The 15,422-nt window shown below is 68.5% G+C and carries 18 protein-coding genes; 10 read left to right on the top strand and 8 right to left on the bottom strand.

Features of this window, described 5'->3' with window-relative positions:
* Positions 1-136 precede the first annotated feature (136 nt).
* Genes GV007_RS03045 through GV007_RS03025 form a run of 5 tightly spaced genes read left to right on the top strand, consistent with a single transcriptional unit; the run spans position 137 to position 4,418 of the window.
* Positions 137-310 (top strand): hypothetical protein, encoded by a 174-nt coding sequence (locus GV007_RS03045; protein ID WP_160070941.1) that lies wholly within the window; start codon positions 137-139, stop codon positions 308-310.
* Positions 307-1,794, top strand: coding sequence for a purine-cytosine permease family protein (locus tag GV007_RS03040; protein WP_194677602.1), 1,488 nt, complete (start codon positions 307-309; stop codon positions 1,792-1,794). Before GV007_RS03045 ends, GV007_RS03040 begins: the two co-directional genes overlap by 4 nt.
* Positions 1,795-1,796: 2 nt before the next feature.
* The gene (locus GV007_RS03035) at positions 1,797-2,888 is read left to right on the top strand and encodes an alcohol dehydrogenase catalytic domain-containing protein (RefSeq protein WP_160070940.1); all 1,092 of its coding nucleotides are present in this window, start codon (positions 1,797-1,799) and stop codon (positions 2,886-2,888) included.
* Between the two features lie 50 nt (positions 2,889-2,938).
* Positions 2,939-3,592: a TetR/AcrR family transcriptional regulator gene (locus GV007_RS03030; protein WP_160070939.1), complete on the top strand. Its 654-nt coding sequence runs from the start codon at positions 2,939-2,941 to the stop codon at positions 3,590-3,592.
* The gene (locus GV007_RS03025) at positions 3,585-4,418 is read left to right on the top strand and encodes an SDR family NAD(P)-dependent oxidoreductase (RefSeq protein WP_160070938.1); all 834 of its coding nucleotides are present in this window, start codon (positions 3,585-3,587) and stop codon (positions 4,416-4,418) included. Before GV007_RS03030 ends, GV007_RS03025 begins: the two co-directional genes overlap by 8 nt.
* A 53-nt stretch (positions 4,419-4,471) precedes the next feature.
* Here GV007_RS03025 and murQ read toward each other — a convergent pair whose 3' ends face one another.
* Positions 4,472-5,392, bottom strand: coding sequence for an N-acetylmuramic acid 6-phosphate etherase (murQ, locus tag GV007_RS03020; protein ID WP_160070937.1), 921 nt, complete (start codon positions 5,390-5,392; stop codon positions 4,472-4,474).
* A gap of 138 nt (positions 5,393-5,530) precedes the next feature.
* Here murQ and GV007_RS03015 point away from each other — a divergent pair, with 138 nt between their 5' ends.
* Together GV007_RS03015 and GV007_RS03010 are read left to right on the top strand one after the other, a co-directional pair.
* The gene (locus GV007_RS03015) at positions 5,531-6,412 is read left to right on the top strand and encodes a MurR/RpiR family transcriptional regulator (protein ID WP_160070936.1); all 882 of its coding nucleotides are present in this window, start codon (positions 5,531-5,533) and stop codon (positions 6,410-6,412) included.
* 153 nt (positions 6,413-6,565) lie between these two features.
* On the top strand, positions 6,566-8,557 hold the full coding sequence (locus tag GV007_RS03010; RefSeq protein ID WP_236558274.1) for a glucose PTS transporter subunit IIA: 1,992 nt from the start codon (positions 6,566-6,568) through the stop codon (positions 8,555-8,557).
* Between the two features lie 19 nt (positions 8,558-8,576).
* Here the strand turns inward: GV007_RS03010 and GV007_RS03005 are convergent, their stop codons facing one another.
* A complete protein-coding gene (locus tag GV007_RS03005) occupies positions 8,577-8,903 on the bottom strand; it encodes a DMT family transporter (protein ID WP_160070934.1) in 327 nt (108 codons plus the stop codon).
* Positions 8,900-9,280: a DMT family transporter gene (locus GV007_RS03000; protein WP_160070933.1), complete on the bottom strand. Its 381-nt coding sequence runs from the start codon at positions 9,278-9,280 to the stop codon at positions 8,900-8,902. The genes GV007_RS03005 and GV007_RS03000 overlap by 4 nt, the downstream gene beginning before the upstream one ends.
* Positions 9,281-9,406: 126 nt before the next feature.
* Between GV007_RS03000 and GV007_RS02995 the strand changes: the two genes are divergently transcribed.
* On the top strand, positions 9,407-9,679 hold the full coding sequence (locus GV007_RS02995; protein WP_160070932.1) for a hypothetical protein: 273 nt from the start codon (positions 9,407-9,409) through the stop codon (positions 9,677-9,679).
* Between the two features lie 109 nt (positions 9,680-9,788).
* Here GV007_RS02995 and GV007_RS02990 read toward each other — a convergent pair whose 3' ends face one another.
* The 3 genes from GV007_RS02990 to GV007_RS02980 all read right to left on the bottom strand — a co-directional run bounded on the left by GV007_RS02990 (position 9,789) and on the right by GV007_RS02980 (position 12,080).
* Entirely contained in the window at positions 9,789-10,484 is a 696-nt protein-coding gene (locus tag GV007_RS02990) for an alpha/beta fold hydrolase (protein WP_160070931.1), read from the bottom strand.
* Positions 10,485-10,568: 84 nt separating this feature from the next.
* Positions 10,569-11,030: a hypothetical protein gene (locus GV007_RS02985; protein WP_160070930.1), complete on the bottom strand. Its 462-nt coding sequence runs from the start codon at positions 11,028-11,030 to the stop codon at positions 10,569-10,571.
* Between the two features lie 159 nt (positions 11,031-11,189).
* Positions 11,190-12,080, bottom strand: coding sequence for a helix-turn-helix transcriptional regulator (locus GV007_RS02980; RefSeq protein WP_160070929.1), 891 nt, complete (start codon positions 12,078-12,080; stop codon positions 11,190-11,192).
* A gap of 102 nt (positions 12,081-12,182) precedes the next feature.
* Between GV007_RS02980 and GV007_RS02975 the strand changes: the two genes are divergently transcribed.
* Together GV007_RS02975 and GV007_RS02970 are read left to right on the top strand one after the other, a co-directional pair.
* Positions 12,183-13,160, top strand: a complete 978-nt coding sequence (locus GV007_RS02975; RefSeq protein WP_160070928.1) for an aldo/keto reductase — start codon at positions 12,183-12,185, stop codon at positions 13,158-13,160.
* Between the two features lie 98 nt (positions 13,161-13,258).
* Positions 13,259-14,287, top strand: a complete 1,029-nt coding sequence (locus GV007_RS02970) for a S41 family peptidase (protein ID WP_160070927.1) — start codon at positions 13,259-13,261, stop codon at positions 14,285-14,287.
* Here the strand turns inward: GV007_RS02970 and GV007_RS02965 are convergent.
* Together GV007_RS02965 and GV007_RS02960 are read right to left on the bottom strand one after the other, a co-directional pair.
* Positions 14,226-14,747: a hypothetical protein gene (locus tag GV007_RS02965; protein ID WP_160070926.1), complete on the bottom strand. Its 522-nt coding sequence runs from the start codon at positions 14,745-14,747 to the stop codon at positions 14,226-14,228. The two genes, GV007_RS02970 and GV007_RS02965, sit on opposite strands and share 62 nt — an antisense overlap.
* A gap of 88 nt (positions 14,748-14,835) precedes the next feature.
* Positions 14,836-15,210, bottom strand: coding sequence for a DUF2834 domain-containing protein (locus tag GV007_RS02960; protein WP_160070925.1), 375 nt, complete (start codon positions 15,208-15,210; stop codon positions 14,836-14,838).
* Positions 15,211-15,422: the final 212 nt, after the last annotated feature.

Below are 15,422 nucleotides of genomic sequence, written 5' to 3'. Positions count from 1 at the left end.
CGTCGTGGTCGCTCGGATCTCGAGCGTGCCGTGTCTCTCGAAAAGTAGTTCTTGACATGGTCGGGGGAGCAGCCTCAGGATAGCCGAAACCGAAAGTAATTCGGTTCTTCTGGATTCGACGACGAAGGCTGGACCCATGGACATGCGCGACCCGGAGATCACGGCAGATCTCGCGAGACGACTCGACTCTATCGCGACCGCCGAAGCCGGCGACATCGCGCACGAACCCCTGAGCGGCCGCGACATCGGCCTCTTCGTGCTCACCTGCGTCGCTCTCGTGGCCGCTGGCGCCCTCGTGGTGATCCTGTGAGCGGCGGCGTCGGGCGAAAGGTCGAGGGTGCATCCGCCGAACTCGACCAGGCGGCGACGTTCGGCTCGCTCCCGCTCCTCAAGAAGGAGCGCATCTGGTCCGGCTGGGACTACAGCTGGGTGAACCTGAGCCTCGCGATCGCGACCTGGGCGTTCCTCGTCGGCGGTTCGACCGCACTGCTCGTCGGCTTCCAGGACGGCATCGCCGCGATGGTCATCGGCAACGCGATCGGCCTCGGCATCATGGTGCCAGCCGCCACGGCGGCGAGCGCACGCTTCGGCGTCGAGCAGTACACGATCCTCCGCCCCGTCTTCGGGCTCATCGGCGTGGGTGTGCTCGTCTTCACGGTCATCCTCGTCACCGAGATGGGCTGGTCCTCGCTCCTCGCCATCATGGTCGGCCGCGCCGTCACGCAGGTCGCCAACGGTGCCGCCGGCACCGACTTCGGCTCGGGCAGCCTCCTCGTCACGGTTGTCGGTCTCGTCGCGATCCTCATCGCGTGGCTCATCCTGTCGCGCGGCCCCGTCACGATCGGCAAGCTCAACCGCTTCGTCGCCCCAGGCCTCGTGCTCGTCACGGTCTTCATGCTGTTCTTCCTCGTCTCGAACACGTCCTGGGAGGCGCTCTTCGCAGCCGAGCCCCTCGCTCCGTTCGAGGAATCGCAGCTGAACTTCATGCTCGCGGTCGAGTTCAACGTCGCCGTCGGCTTCTCCTGGTACCCCGTGATGGGCTCCATGGCGCGTATGACCCGTTCGCCCAAGGCCGCGCTCTGGCCCGCGTTCACCGGCCTCATCGTCGGTACGCTCGTCGCCCAGGTCGTCGGCATGGCCGCGGCGCTCACCCTCGGCGACTCTGACCCGACGGTGTGGATGCTCCCCCTCGGCGGTCCGATCCTCGGCGCGTTCATGCTGCTGTTCATCTCGTTCGCCAACATCACGAGCATGTCCTCCATCGTCTACTCGACGGTGCTCGCGATCAGGCAGGCGAGCGGCAACCTCCTCGGGCGTGTGCCCTGGCCGCTGCTCTGCGGGTCGTTCTTCGTGCTCCCGGCGATCCTCACGTTCTTCCCCGACTTCATGTATCAGCAGTTCATGGTGTTCGTCACGATCTCCGGAGCCTTCCTGGCCGCCATGTGCGGGGCGATCCTCGCCGACTACTTCGTCCTCCGACGCCAGTGGGTTCGCCTCCCCGACCTCTACCGGCTCCGAGGCGAGAGCGCCTACCACTTCACGGGCGGCGTCAACTGGGCCGGCATCGTCTCGGTCGTCGTCGGTGCGGCGTTCTACCTGTGGATCTACAACCCGGTCACGCTCGAGACGCATCCGCTGTTCCTGATCCTCACCGCTTCGGCCCCAGCCACCGTGCTCTCGGGCGGGGTGTACCTGCTGCTCGCCCAGCTGCTCTACCGGCGCCGCGGCGTCGGCGCGTTCTCGGACACGGAAGCCACGTCCACTCACCACACGACCACCCGGAAAGGGGTCTGACCATGCGCGCACAAGCGGCAGTTCACTTCGAGGGAAGCAACCAGCTCGAGATCCGCGAGATCGAGGTCGCTGAGCCGGGGCCGGGCACCGTGCTCGTGAAGATCGGCGCGTCAGGCGTCTGCGGCTCCGACCGGCACGTGCTCGACGGCGACTGGCAGCTGCCATCGCCCACCGTCATGGGGCACGAGGGCGCGGGCGAGGTCATCGCCGTCGGCGAGGGCGTCATCGACGTCGAGCCGGGCGACCACGTCATCCTCAGCTGGTTCTACCCCTGCCGCCGGTGCACCGCCTGCCTCAGCGGTCGCGCCTACGTGTGCACGGGCAGCCGCAGCGAGGAGTGCCTCCTCCCCGACGGCACGACGCCCCTGTCGCTCGACGGCGAACCCGTGTACCCGTACCTCACGGCCGGCACGATGAGCGAGTACGCGGTGGTGCCGGAATCGGCGGCCATCAAGGTTCCCCGCGAGGTGCCGTTCGACGTCGCGAGCCTCATCGGCTGCTCGATCGCCACCGGCATCGGCACGGTCGTCAACGACGCCTCCGTCGACGCGGGCGAGTCAGCGGTTGTCATCGGCGCCGGTGGCGTCGGGCAGAGCATCATCATGGGGCTGCACCTCGTGGGAGCGAACCCCATCATCGCCATCGACCTCAACGAGGACAAGCTCGCCGCGGCCCGCGAGCTCGGGGCGACCCACACGATCGTGCCAGGGCCCGACCTCGCCGCCCAGGTGGCTGAGATCACGGGTGGAGGCGCCGAATACGCGTTCGAGGCGATCGGACGCGTGCAGACCATCGAGTCCCTGCCCAGCCTCATCGCTCCGGGCGGCACCGCCGTCATCGTCGGACTCCCGCCGGTCGATGCGCCGGTCTCGATCGACGCCCTGATGCTCGCCGAGACCGGCAAGCGCCTCATCGGCACGAACTACGGCTCAACGGTGCCCGGCCGCGACTTCCCGAAGCTCGCCGCGCTCTACCTCGCCGGACGCCTGCCCGTCGACAAGCTCATCAGCGAACGCATCCAGCTGAGCGACGTCAACGACGCGTTCGATGCGATGCGGAGAGGCGAGCGCGCGCGAAGCGTCATAGTCTTCTAGACCGATCCATCTCCACGCTCTGCCGTGGATCGAGAACTGGGAGTGTGACCATGGCGCGTCCGCGGGTACCGATCCTGTCGCCCGAGAAGATCTGTCTGGCTGCGCTCGACCAGATCGACCGAAAGGGTGACTTCTCCATCCCGGTCCTCGCGAAGGAGCTCGGCGTGAGCGCCTCGTCGATGTATCACCACGTGCACGGGCGGGCTGGCATCGTCAACGGCATCCGCAGCCTCATCAGCACGGAGCTGTCGCTCGCGATCGGGCTCGAGGATGCCACCGACGAGGACCTCGCGGCGCTTGCCGCCATGAGCTGGCAGGACCAGGTCAGGCGATGGTCGAAGGACTACACCTCGGCCCTCGCGAAGCATCCGCTCGCCCTGCCGATCATGGTGCAGGAGCCCGTGAGCGACGAGGAGACGCTCGACGTCTACGAGGCCATCGCGATCACGTTCCGTTCGGTGGGGTTCACCGACGAGCAGGCGCTCGTCGCGATCGCCGTGCTCGAAGGGCTCACGTTCGGGCGGGTCGTGGATGCGGCCTCCCCGGCCATTCCATGGTCGGCCGACCCAGTCGCGCACCCCGTCCTCCACGGCGTGACGACGTCGCTCGAGCCGTCGCGTCGCCTCGAGCTGGCCTTCCAGTTCGGGCTCGAGGCGATCATCACGCGACTCGAGAGCGTCCTGGAGGCGAACGCTCGTGGCTGAGGCGCGCACCGTCGTCATCACGGGCGGCTCGGACGGGATCGGAGCTGCGGCGGCGCGGGCCCTCGCGGCCAAGGGGTGGCGCGTGGTCGTCGTCGGGCGCAACGCGGAGAAGACAGCCGCCGTCGCCGACGCGATCGGGGCCGAGCGCTTCGTCGCCGACTTCTCCCACCTCGACGAGGTGCGGGAGCTCGCGGCGAGACTCATCGAGCAGGTCGGCCCGATCGACGTGCTCGCGAACAACGCCGGCGGCATCTTCGGCGACCGAACGCGCACCGTCGATGGCCACGAGCTGACCCTGCAGGTCAACCATCTGGCGCCGTTCCTGCTCACGAACCTCCTGCTCGACCAGGTCACCGTGGGGGCCGTCGTGAACACGGCGAGCATCGCGGCACGGCTCATGGGCCGCATCGACCTCGACGACCTCAACAACGACGCCCGCTTCAGCGCGAACAAGGCCTACGGCGACGCGAAGCTCGCGAACATCCTCTTCACCAAGGGGCTGCACCGAGGCCTGGCAGGGCGGCCTGTCGCGAGCGTCGCCTTCCACCCCGGGGTCGTCGGCACGAACTTCTCCTCCGACTCGACGAGCCTCATGCGCCTGCTCTATCGCACACCGCTCGCGAAGCTCTTCACGATCAGCGCGGCCAAGGGCGGCGAAACGCTCGAGTGGTTCATCGCCGGGCAGCCCGGCGTGACCTGGCAGGCGGGGGAGTACTACGACGAGCGGCACCACGCGACCAACGTGAATCCGCAGATCTTCGACGAGGACCTCATCGAGGGCCTGTGGAAGCGCAGCGCGGAGCTGGTGGGCCTCGACGCCAGGTGACGAGTAGGGCCGTCGACCTGTGCGCGGTGGTTCTCAGCTCTCGGTCGCCGGGCTCAGCCTGCGGCGAGCTCGACTGCCTGGCGCACGCTTCCCTCGGCCTCGGTGAGCAGGGCGGCGGCCCTCTGCGCGTCGCAGTCGGCCAGCAGCATGACCACGGCGGTCTTCGCGTGATCGCTCGCCGATGCGAGCGCAGCGTCGGAGTCGGCGCGCGACGCCCCCGTCGCCTCGGCGACGATGCGCTGAGCCCGGTCGACCAGCTTGGCGTTGGATGGGCGGACATCGACCATGAGGTTGCCGTAGGCCTTGCCACCGCGGACCATGCTGGCCGTCGAGAGCATGTTGCACACGAGCTTCTGGGCGGTCCCCGCCTTGAGCCTGGTCGACCCCGTGAGGACCTCAGGTCCGGTCACGACCTCGATCGCGATATCGGCTTCCGCGCTGATGGGCGCACCTGCGTTGCAGGCGATGGAGATGGTCGCGGCGCCGCGGCGCCTGGCGGCCCTGAGCCCGCCGATGACGTACGGCGTGCGTCCGCTCGCCGCGAGCCCCACGACGATATCCTCTGCCCGCAGGGCGACCGCATCGAGTTCCCGCTCAGCCAGTTCGGGGTCGTCCTCGGCGCCCTCGACGGCGCGCACGAACGCTTGCGACCCGCCGGCCATGACGCCGAGGACATCCTCGGGGGAGGTGCCGAAGGTCGGTGGGCACTCGACCGCGTCGAGAAGGCCGATACGGCCGCTGGTGCCAGCCCCGAGGTAGATGAGTCGCCCGCCGGCACGCCGCGCCTCGGCGATGCGATCGGCGGCTTGCGCGATGACGGGGAGTGCTGCGCGGACAGCGCCGGCGACGGTCGCGTCCTCGTCGTTCATGAGGCGCAGGATCTGCTCGGTCTCGAGTGTGTCGAGCTCCATGCTGCGCGGATTGCGCCCCTCTGTGGAGAGCGCCGCGAGTGTCGAGATCTCTGTGTCTGGCATGCTCGTCTCCGATCCTTGGCTCGCCACCATGCGACCCTGAGTTATGAAAGTACACGACGCACGATAGGTAAGTAAATAAACTTCCTCGACGGGGTGCGGTCGAGCCTCGCTACGCTGTCCTCGGAAAGCAGGTGGATCGTGAGCACCCAAGGCACTGAAGCGAACTCTCGCACCGTACTGGTCGAGCTCCGGGCGCTGCTGCCCTCGCTCCGGCCATCGGAGCGTCGCATAGCGGAGGCGCTCCTCGCCGACCCCGAAGGGTTCGCGTCGAAGTCGATGGCAGAGATCGCGGAGCTCGCCGACACCTCGACGACCACGGTCGTGCGGTTCACGCGACGTGCCGGATACGCGCGCTTCCGCGATCTGCGCCATGACCTCACCGAGCAGAACCTGCGAGAGCGCCTCGCCTCGAGCGGAGGGGTTGCCCCGGCGGCAGACATCTCACCGAGTGATTCGCTCGCCGACGTCGTGGTCAAGATCGCGATGAACGAGACGCTCTCGATCGCGGACACCGCCGAGGTTCTCGATATCGACTCCCTGGCGGCTGCCGTCGCGGCCATCGCAGGTGCCGCCCGTGTCGACATCCACGGGATCGGGGCGAGCTCCGTGGTCGGTGTCGACCTGCAGCGCAAGCTCTCTCGAATCGGGCGCATCGCCCTCGAGTGGCCGGAAGCCCACGCAGCATGGACTGCCGCGGCTGTGCTCGACGATCGGTCCGTCGCGATCGCCATCTCGCACTCAGGCGAGACCGCGGGGGTGGTGGAGTTCCTCCGCATCGCGAAGTCGACGGGGGCGACGACGATCGCGATCACGAACCATGAGCGGTCATCGCTTGCCGGTCTCGCCGACATCGTCCTGCGCACCGCTGCGCGGGAGACCCCGTTGCGTTCCGCAGCGCTCGGCAGTCGCATCGCGCAGCTCATGGTCGTCGACTGCGTCTTCACCGGGGTCGCGCAGGTCGACTACGAGGGTTCTGTCGCGGCGATCGAGAAGACGCATCGGGCGGTCCCGCGGGGCTGAGGGCCCTCGACGAGAGTGAGCGAGGTCGTAGGGCTCCGTCGCTCCGTGGTGGATCGCGCTGGCTCGCACCGATGGGGAACTTTTTTACCTTTTCCTCGTTCATCCTGGTACTGTTCTTCAAAATTCGAGCAACGTCGCGAGAAGAGGATGCCCATGAGCGCAAACGACGATCTCGCCAGCGAGCTGCTGAAGCTGCTCGGTGGCCCCGGCAACATCGCCGGCGTCGAGAACTGCATGACGAGGATGCGGGTCTCCCTCGTCGACCGCGACCTGGTCGACGACGGCGCGATCACGTCGCTTTCCGGCGTCCTGGGCGTTGTCGATGACGACACCTACCAAGTTGTGCTCGGACCAGGCAAGGTCACCAAGGTGACCGACGGCTTCCGTCGAGCGCTCGGCGCTTCGGGTGCTGACGCCGAGGCCCTCGCCGCGCGTGGCGCGGCGATCAAGGCTGGTCAGAAGCAGCGCAACAACACCCCCTTCAAGAACTTCATCCGCAAGATCGCCAATATCTTCGTGCCGCTCATCCCGGCGCTCATCGGAGCCGGCATCGTCGCCGCCGTCCGCGGGCTCCTCGTCAACTGGGTCACGGTCGGGACGGCCCCGGAGTTCGTCGAAGCGGTGGTTCCGGCCCTTACCGTCATCGGCTCAGCGTTCTTCGCGTTCTTGCCGATCTTCGCCGGCATCAACGCCGCGAAGGAGTTCGGCGGCACACCCGCGCTCGGTGGCGCCGTCGCGGCGATCATCGTCTTCGCCGGCATCAGCGACGTGCAGTACAGCCTCCCCGTCCTGGGCGACATCGTGCTCGCACCCGGGCAGGGCGGCGTCATCGGGGCTATCTTCGCCGCCGGGCTCTGCGCCTGGATCGAGCGCAGTCTGCGCGGGAAGATCCCGGATGCCATCGACATCCTCGTCACGCCGACGCTGGCTCTCCTCATCTCAGGGCTCGCAACGATCTTCGTGTTCATGTTCGTCGCGGGCAACATCGCGACTGCGATCGGCACCGGCGCGATCTGGCTGCTCGACAACTCCGGTCTCCTCGCAGGCTTCGTGCTCGGCGGGCTCTTCCTGCCGCTCGTGATGCTCGGCCTCCACCAGGCGCTCATCCCCATCCACGCGACGCTCATCGAGCAGGTGGGCTTCACACCGCTGCTCACGATCCTCGCCATGGCAGGAGCGGGCCAGGTTGGCGCCGCGCTGGCGATCTACTTCAGGCTGAACCGGAACACGTCCCTGCGGACGACGATCAAGGGTGCCCTCCCAGTCGGCATCCTGGGCGTCGGGGAGCCGCTGATCTACGCGGTCACGCTGCCGCTGGGTCGCCCCTTCCTCACTGCCTGCCTCGGCGGCGCGGTCGGCGGTGCTGTCGCCGGAGCCTTCAACCAGTTCGCGGGTGCCTTCGGCGCGACGGCGATCGGCCCGTCGGGGTGGGCGCTCCTGCCGTTGCTGCAGAGCGACAACGGGCAGGGATACGCGATCCTCGCGTACGTCGTCGGGCTCCTCGCCGGGTACATCTCCGGCTTCCTGATCACCTACTTCTGGGGCTTCACGCCGGCGCTCCTCGCCGAGCACAACGCAGGTCAGGGCGACGAGGAGACTGAGCTGCTCGGCGACGAGGCAGCACGCGCGGGCTCCGCGGCCGCGGCTGGTCAGACCGGTGGGGCAGGGGTGGCAGGCCGGCGCATCGACGTCCTCGCCCCGGTCGAAGGAGCGGTGATTCGCCTCTCCGACGTCGAGGACGAAGCGTTCTCCGCCGGCACGATGGGTGACGGCTTCGCGGTCGAACCGACGTCCGGCGACTTCCGCAGTCCCGTATCCGGAACCATCACGGCACTGTTCCCGACCGGCCACGCGTTCGGCGTGACGACGCCCGAGGGGCTCGAGGTTCTCGTGCACATCGGCCTCGGCACCGTCGACCTGCATGGTGAGGGGTTCGACCTCAAGCGAGCGGAGGGTGACGTGGTCGCGGCTGGCGACGTGATCGTCAAGGTGGATCTCGAGGCCGTGCGTGCCCGGGTCCGCTCGCTCGCCACCCCCGTGGTGGTGCTGAACGGCGCGGCATTCCCGATCGTGGAGCGCCGATCCCAGGGTGGCCCGCCGCTCACCGTCGAAGCGGTTGCCGCCGCCGCATCAGCCCGAAGCTGAAGCGTGAGGTGGCCCGTGCTCAGTGCTGGCCACCCACCTCGACGAGCAGCACCCCGGCACCGATGAGAGCGATGCCGGCCGCCATCATCCACGTGAACGGCTCCTTGAACATGAAGTGACTGAGCACCGCGGTGAGTGCGACGCCGACGGCCGCCCAGATGCCGTAGGCGACGCCGAGCGGTACTCCCTGCGCCAAGGTCAGCGACAGCAGTGTGAAGGCGGTCACGTAGCCGGCGGCGACGGGCAGGTACCAGAGGCGGCTGCCGTCGACGGTCTTCCGCAGGGAGAGTGTGCCGCCGACCTCGGTGAGGATCGCGCCGGCGAGGAAGAGCCAGCCGAGCGTCACGCGGACACCTCATCGGCCCTCTGCGTCTGGACCTTCAGTCGTTCGGCGCGGTCGTGCGCGCGCTGCGATCCCAGCTCGACGAGCAGCACGCCGCCGATGATGAGCACGATGCCGAGGCCCATGAGCGCGGTGAGCGGTTCGGCGAAGAGCGCCGCCGACAGCAGTGCGGTCAGGGCGACCCCGAGGGCGCCCCAGATTCCGTAGGCGACGCCGAGGGGCAAGCCGGCGCGGAGCACGAGTGCGAGGAACGCGAACGAAGCCAGGTACCCGGCGACGACGACCGCGTACAGAGCGGGAGCATCCAGTGCCCCCTTGAGGGAGAGGGATGCGGTGACCTCGCACGAGATCGCCGCGGCCAGGAGCAGCCATGTGCGCATGCGCGGATTCTCGCAGGTTCGGGTGCCGGACAGAAGCGGCAGCTCCCGGGGCTCTCGGACCTGGGCTCGATAGCGTGGGGCGGACGCGGCAAGCGGCGCGGGTGGTGATGGAGCGGAGGCAGCGGCATGGGCAGTGCAGTGAACGGCAGGTTCGAGCGTCTGCCGGAGCGGGTCGACCCGAGTGACTACACGATCGACGTTCCTGCGTCCGACCCGGCGAGTGTGACGGAGCAGCTTCCGCCGGCAGGGTCACCGGAGCTGATAGCCGCGACGCAGCTCGCGCAGACATCGAGCAGCATCGGCTCGCGGCGACGTCCGCAGACGCGCATCGGTGTCACCGTGCTCGTGACAGTCCTGGGCGGAGTCGCGCTGCTCGCCGCCCTGCAGATCTTCTTCTAGCCTCGTCTTCTTCTCCCCACCTCCGTGTTCGGCCCGATCACGTCGACCCGCCTGTATCGACCCGGTGAAGTTGACCCGCCGGTGCTCGGGATGCGGTTTCTCGTCGTTGTCAGCCCGTCACGGCGTCGACGACGGCAGCGGCGAGCTCTGCGGGCTTCGTGAGCTGGGGCCAGTGGCCGGTCGGGAGTTCGACGATGCGCACTGAGCGTGCACGAGCGAGTTCCGCCACGTAGGGGTGTCCGCCCTCCATGAACTGCCGCAGCAACGGTTCTGGCATGGTGCTGGTGATGACGACTGCTGGCACGTCGTAACGGCGCTCGTCGCTCAGCTGCTGCTTCTCGGTCGCGACGCCGGCGGGTTCGGGCACGGCGATGGCCTCGAGCCGCTTCCAGACCTCCTCGCTCATGTCGACCAGCTCGGGTTCTCCGAAGGCGCTGCGGTCGGGCAGCAGGAGGGTGACGCCGGACGCTTCGAGTTCGTCGTTGATGACGCCACCGTCTGCGAGCGGGCCGGAGTCGACGTACACGACCTTCGCGACGCGCTCGGGTCGTGCATCCACAACGCCGTAGGCCACGGCCCCGCCGCCGCTGTGCCCGACGAGCACGACGTCGCCGTCGAGCGAGTCGACGAGCGTGATGACGGCGTCGATGTGGGTGCGAAGGCCGACGCCGGCCGGGTCCTCGCCGGGGCCCTTGCCAGGCAGGGTCAAAGGATGAACGGCGTGGCCAGCCGCTTCGAGGGCCGGTGTGACGGGGGCCCAGGAATCGCCCGTGAGCCAGAAGCCGGGAATGAGGATGATGTTCATGCTGCGACGCTAACGGCGACCACCGACAATGTCAGGCGAGAGCGGATGACGTCGGCCGAGAATCCGGCCGTGGGGCCGGCCCGCTCACTCGCTCTGCACGTACACGTTCTCGGAGAGAGCCGTGCTGCCCTCGGGTGGTGCCTCCCCGTCGGGGACGATGACGTACCAGCGCTGGTCGGGCCCCGAGACGCCGCCGCCGCATCCGCTTGTCCAGTTCTGCGCGTCAGGGAACGCAAGGATGCAGGCGTCGAACTCGCTGCCGTCGACCGGTGCGGCCAGCCACACGTCGGTTCCCTCGTGCTCGCCGACCCACCGAATCGACTCGATGTCTGCCCCGTCGAGCGCGGAGTCGGGAAGGTCTGCCGGGAGATCCTTCGTGTTGGCGGGGCTCGCCGTGAGGTCCGCGAAGGTCGGCGCCGCGGTGTTCGAGGTGCCGGTGTCCGGGGCCGCCTGCGCGTCATCCGCGGGGCCAGAGGTGCACCCGGCGAGCGCCGCGGGGAGGAGAATCGCGGCGGCGACAGCCGACAGCTTCGTCACGTGCTTCATGGTCAGATCCTGGCACAGGCCCGCGCTCATGCGCGAGACCGGGTGCTCGGCAGCAGGATGGTCCATGGGCTAGCGTCGAGCTCAGGCCACGCCCCGGTGGAGGTGGCCTCATTGGGACGCCGCGCGACGCGGCAGCGTCGTGGTCCTGACCCCCCCTGTTCAGGTTGTGCGTGCTGAGGAATCCGCGCCTATGTCCGTCGCATGCGTCACCGCCCAGTTCGACAGCAGCTGCAGGCGCTCGTGGGATGCGCTCCCCGGCTCTGCCGAGAACACGAGCATGAGCAGTCCGCGGTCGGAGGCGAGATCCATGCTCTGGTAGGTGAGGTCGAGGTCGCCCACGACGGGGTGGTGCACGCGCTTCAGCCCGTCGCGGTGCTCGCGTACGTCGTGAGCTCCCCAGAGCCTGCGGAAGAGCTCGCTGCGAGTGCAGAGCTCGCCAACGAGGTTGCTGAGGTTGCGGTCGTGCGGGGAGCGGCCAGCCTCGGAGCGGAGGAGCGCCACGATCTGACGCGTGTTGTTCTCCCAGTCGCGGTAGAAGTCATGCGAACGCCTGTCGAGGAAGAGAAAACGGGCCGCGTTGACAGGCGTGCGGGCATCCTCGAACATCGGGCCGAACAGTGCCCGACCGAGCGTGTTGGTCGCGATCGCGTCGAGTCTGCCGTTCTGGATGAACACGGGCACCGTCGACATCGCGTCGATGGTCTGCTGCATGGCTGCGCTGAGCTGCTGCTTCTTGGTGCGGCGCTGTCGCTGCGGGTGCATGCCCTCATTGGCCGCCCTCACCAGTTCGTGCAGGTGCGCATGCTCGGCCTCGTCGAGGTGCAGGGCACGGCTCACGCTGTCGAGCACGGCCTCGGAGACACCGCCCGCGTTGCCTCGCTCGAGTCGCTTGTAGTACTCGGCGCTCATCCCCGCGAGCAGCGCGACCTCTTCGCGGCGCAGCCCGGGAACGCGGCGTCGACCACCGAAGTCGGGCAGCCCCGCCTGCGACGGCGTGAGCTTCGCTCGCCTGGAGGTGAGGAACGCGCTCAGGTCGTCATGGATGTCCATGCCAGCGACCCTACGCCGCAGCTCGCTGCGCAGAGGGGCCCTGTCAGTGCACCTCACACCAGGGCCGCGCTGCCGTCGATGGATGAGGTTTGACTGCTCTCCATGAAGCACATCACTCTTGGAGGCCTCGAGGTCTCCCGCATCGGACTCGGCGCCATGACCATGGCGGGTACCTACACGAGCGAGGGCGAACTCGACCGCTCCGAATCGATCGCGACCATCAACCGAGCCCTCGAGCTCGGCGTGACCCACATCGACACGGCAGAGATCTACGGCCCCTTCCTCAGCGAGGAGATCGTTGGCGAGGCGATCAAGGGGCGCCGCGACCAGGTCAAGATCGCCACCAAGTTCGGCCTCTACTCGCACGCCGGGCGGCAGCCGGGTGTCGATAGCAGCCCAGCGAACATCCGTGCCGCCGTCGAGGGCTCGCTGCGCCGCCTCGGCACCGACCACATCGACCTCTACTACCAGCACCGCGTCGACCGGAACACGCCCATCGAGGACACGGCGGGGGTCATCTCCGAGCTGGTCGCCGAGGGCAAGGTCCTGCACTTCGGGCTGTCCGAGGCATCCCCGGAGACGATCCGTCGGGCGCACGCCGTGCATCCCGTCTCTGCCCTGCAGACCGAGTACTCGCTGTGGACGCGTGACGTGGAGGCCGAGATCCTTCTGCTGCTCCGCGAGCTCGGCATCGGCTTCGTGCCGTATTCACCGCTCGGCCACGGGCTCCTCACGGGCCAGATCCGTTCGGTCGCCGACTTCGCGGACGACGACTGGCGCACGACGAACCCACGGTTCACGGGCGAGAACTTCGAGCGCAACCTGCGCATCGTCGACGAGGTTCGTGCGATCGGCGAGGAGATCGGCGCGACGCCAGCCCAGACGGCGCTCGCCTGGATCCTCACGCGCGGCGATGACATCGCCCCCATTCCGGGCACACGCCGCGTGAGCCGCGTTGAGGAGAACACCGCCGCCGACGCGATTGTGCTCACGGAGTCGCAGATCGCCCGCCTCGACGCGCTCGAGCCCGCGGCGGGCGCGAGGCACGACGACGCGAACATGGCCTCCATCGACCAGTGAAGCGTTCTCAGTGAGGAGCGGGGGGTCGCGAGAAGCCGGACTTATGTGGCTCGCCGCGGCCCCGCTGTCGTGAATCAACGAGATCGTAGGGTGGATGCATGAGCAGCGTCGCCCGCGGAGGTCAAGGCACGCGAAGTCTGCGCGCCAGCGTCTCGCTTGCCGTGGTTGCTGCACTCGCCGTGGGGCTCTCCGGGTGCTCCGCAGCTCCGGAGCCGACGCCCAGCCCGCCCATGCCAGTGAGCCCCGCCGCGCTCGTCGAAGAGGCCGCACTCATCCTGGAAGAGCACGGCCTCTACTCGGGCCGAGATTGGTCGCTCGAACGGGATGCCCTCATCGCGGCGGGCGCGCAGGCTGCAGACCTCGAGGAGGCGTACGAACTCATCGCGGCAGCTGCCAGCGATGCCGGGGGAAGGCACGCGAGGTTCCTCCCCGCGGACGAACGGGATGCTCTGTATGCGGAAGCACCGAGCGCCCCGCCGCTGGTCGAGGCAACGGACGGGCGCACCGTCACGATCACCGTGTCGGCCATCGGGCATGACGGTGCTCCAGCTGAAGCGTACGCACGGGCCGGTGTCGAGGGGCTGGCCGCGCTCGCGGACGCGGAGACGTGCGGCTTCGTCGTGGACCTGCGCGGCAACATGGGCGGCAGCGCATTCCCGATGCTCGGCGCAGTCTCGCCGCTCTTCGACACGAGTGCCGTCGCGGGGTTCGTGGATCGGGATGGCACGCGCGGCGCGATCACCGTGACTACGGAGAGCGCGACTTCAGATGACGGTTACGAGCTGCGCTTCGACTCAGAAGTGGACGTCGACACAAGCGTCTTCGCCGGCAAGCCGATCGCCGTCCTGCAGGATTTCTACACGGCTTCCGCCGCTGAGATGGTGCTGGCCGCGTTCACCGGGCAGAGCAACGTGATGACCTTCGGGGAGAAGAGCAACGGCCTCGCGACCGGCGTCGACGGCTTCATGCTCGCCGACGGATCGGAGATCCTCCTCACCACCTCCCGCTACACGGACCGAACCGGCGCGGTCATGCCAGAGCCCATCCAGCCGGACGTTTCCGCGCTCACGGGTGAAGCCCCTGCGCTGGCTCAGAACTGGCTTGCGGAGCAGTGCGTGGCGGCGTGACCGCGGCTCGCGCGCGCTCGGCAACCAGCAGCGCCACCGCCACGATCAGCATCAGGTGGACGACGGAGGCCGTGCCGCCCTTGGCCAGCCAGCCCTCGACCCATGGTGCCGGCCCGGTGTTGAGGTCCAGCACCTCGAAGCGCTGCGAGAGCATGACGAACGCCGCAACGATCTGGACCGCCGTTGCGGCCGCGAAGCCAAGTCGCAGCGCGAAGCGAGAGGCAGGGCCCAGATTGCGCACAGCCCGGGTGAGGATGAGGAGCGTGACGCCACTGACCCCGGCGATCAGCGCGAGCTGGAGGAGTCCCGGGCCGGGTTCTGTCACGCCGGTGAGCCGGTTGTCCAGGCCGAACACCGCCCCGCCGGCAAGTCCGCTCACCTGGATCGTCAGGTACCCGACGAGCAGCACGTACGCGACGCTTCCGGCGACGCCGCCGATCGACCAGAGCGCGTTCTTCATCCGGTTCCTCCGTCTCGCTTGTCCGTGAACACGACGAGCCAAGCAGCAGAACCTCCGTGGCCTTTGCGTGACCGGTCGAAGCTATCGGCTATGGGTGGCTGGGGTCTTCGTCGACCCCGCCCGATTCGCTGACCGCCCGTCCCAATGCCAGGTGCCGCTCACGCATCGCGAGGAACAGCGGCAGGGCGAACGCGAAGGCCACGCCGAAGCAGAGAATGTACACCCACAGGCGCCGCATGCCCTGGCGGCGGCCCTCGACGATGATGAAGACGACGCCAACCGTGGCGGCGACAAGCACGTCGATCACGATCGACGTGACGGCGGGCCCGCTGCCGAAGTAGTCGCCGATGAAGGCGCTGCCCTCCATGCCAGCGATGACGTTGAACGTCCACGTCACGGCTCCGCCGACGATGGCGAGCAGGAGGTAGACGATCGCGAGGGGAGTCCAGGTGGATGCGCGCATGCGGCAAGGTTCGCACGCCCGGCCCCGTGCATCCCGACCTCCAACCCGAACCCGTCCCCGCCCCGCGCATCCCGACCTCATCCCGGCCCTCGATGCGAACGCCGCGGCCGGGAGCTGAGTTGTGGTCGTCAAGACCCGCGGGAAACGACCACAAGTCCGCTCTCGGCGGCACGGGATGGCCCGGCCCCGCGCATCCCGGCTCCGCCCCGAAC

Origin of the sequence: Pseudoclavibacter sp. 8L (assembly GCF_902506465.1) — a bacterium.
Lineage (GTDB): Bacteria > Actinomycetota > Actinomycetes > Actinomycetales > Microbacteriaceae > Pseudoclavibacter.
This window is presented reverse-complemented; position numbering and strand designations above follow the sequence as displayed.